Source organism: Candidatus Obscuribacterales bacterium, from assembly GCA_036703605.1.
Classification (GTDB): domain Bacteria; phylum Cyanobacteriota; class Cyanobacteriia; order RECH01; family RECH01; genus RECH01.
In genome coordinates, this window is sequence record DATNRH010000787.1 from 1 (window position 1) to 1,979 (window position 1,979).

General features: G+C 55.2%; 1 protein-coding gene. It reads left to right on the top strand.

Annotated elements, in window-relative coordinates; genetic code table 11:
* The coding region (locus V6D20_16415) for an SLC13 family permease (protein HEY9817364.1) at positions 1 to 1,650 on the top strand (1,650 nt) is incomplete at its 5' end.
* Between the last annotated feature and the right edge of the window lie 329 nt (positions 1,651 to 1,979).

The window sequence follows — 1,979 nt, forward strand, 5'->3', positions numbered from 1 at the left end:
TCAGGATTTGGCAACTCAGCCACCATCACCGTCATGGCCATGTTTATCCTCAGTGCTGGCATTGCTCGCACAGGGGTGATCCAAGTCGTGCGGAGTTGGCTGATTGACTGGGGCGGTCAACGCATTTCCCAACAAATCTTCGTCATGGGCATGATTGTGGGGCCGATTACAGCCTTCATCAATAACACTGCCGTCGTCGCCGTGTTCCTGCCGATTGTGGAAGACTGGTGCAAGGTTCAAGGGCGATCGCCCTCCAAGCTGCTGATTCCCCTTTCCTACGCCACGGTTATGGGAGGCATGCTCACTCTCATTGGCACCTCCACCAACGTCCTGGCCAGCGGGATATCGGCTCAACTGGGCTACGGCGAGTTTTCTCTCTTTCAGTTCAGCATCCTGGGGATCATTGTCTTCAGCATTGGTATGGCATACCTATCCCTTGTAGCCCCCAACCTCCTGCCTGCCCGCAAACCACCCCGTGGTGAATTTCTCGGACGCGATTATGAGCTGAATGATTACGTCAGTGAAGTGGTCGTCTCTGCCCGATCTAGCCTGATTGGCCAAACCCTACGTGCTAGCCAACTGCAGCGCAAAGTTGATATTGATGTTCTAGAAATCATTCGCGAAAATACCCACTTTCCCCAACCCCTTGCAGACAAAGTGCTCGCTGCAGGGGATATTTTAATCGTGCGGGGCAGTCGAGAAGATTTACTGGGTATCCGGGAAGAGCGGGGGCTCGATATCTTGCCCGAAGTGCAGTTTGGCGGCGAGAGCTTAGCCTCTGAAATTAGCTCTGGGGAAGAACAGGTTGCGGAAGTCTTGATCCTCTCCAATTCTCGACTCAGCGGCGCAACCCTCAAGGAAATCCGGTTTCGCCAACGCTACAACACCACCGTGCTCGCCATTCGTCGTGGAGAAGACGTGTTGCGCAAGCGGCTAGGGCGAGTGCCCCTGCGCTTCGGCGACGTGCTGTTGGTGCAAGGGCCAAGGGATAGCATCCTCGGTCTGCAGACCACGCGGGAGCTGCTGGTGCTAGAGCAGCGGGATATTGAAAACCTGCGAGCCGACAAAGCCTGGATCTCCGTAGCCATTGTTTTGTCGGTCATCGTGCTGTCAGCCTTCAATGTTGCACCGATTATGGTCACGGCCTTAGCTGGCGTGGTGGCCATGGTGCTCACAGGCTGCCTGAAACCTGGTGAGATCTACGGTGCCGTTCGTTGGGACATTATCTTTCTGCTAGCGGGCTTGATCCCCTTAGGCATTGCCATGCAAAAGTCAGGCACTACGGAATGGATCGCCCAAGGACTCCTAGCCCTCGGAGGCAATTTGCCTGGATACTGGATTCTTTTTCTCTTCTATGTGGCCACATCGTTGCTGACGGAAATCCTGTCTAATAATGCCTCCGTGGTGCTCATGCTGCCGATCGCCGTAGAGGTAGCTCGCGCCCTGAGTCTCAATCCCTTTGCCTTCATGTTTGCCGTCACCTTTGCCGCATCCAATAGCTACATGACCCCAATTGGCTATCAAACCAATACCATGGTCTACGGGCCAGGGGGCTATCGTTTCCTAGACTTTACCCGCGTGGGAGCACCGCTTAGTCTCATTTTCTCTATTGTGACGCCGCTGCTGATTGTGCTGATCTATGGACTCTAGGGGAAAATCTCTGGGGGATCAATGCCTCTGATCCCTAGCCGTTCTAGGCTGCTCACGGTAGCATTTGAGTACAGCCATCTTTCTACCGCTAGCCTGTCCCCAGACGACGGACGGTGGCACGGCTCCCCTGCGATTCCCATACTGTGTTAGGACGCGATCCCCATGACCATCCGGATGCCCAAGCCCCCCAGTTCCACCAGCATCAACTGGTCAGCGATCGCTCAGGATTTTACCGCCGTGGTGGGCAAGAGTCGGGTGATCCTGCGCCAGGAAGAGCTCTTGGTGTATGAATGCGATGGGCTCACCAGCTATCGTCAGCGTCCTGCGGT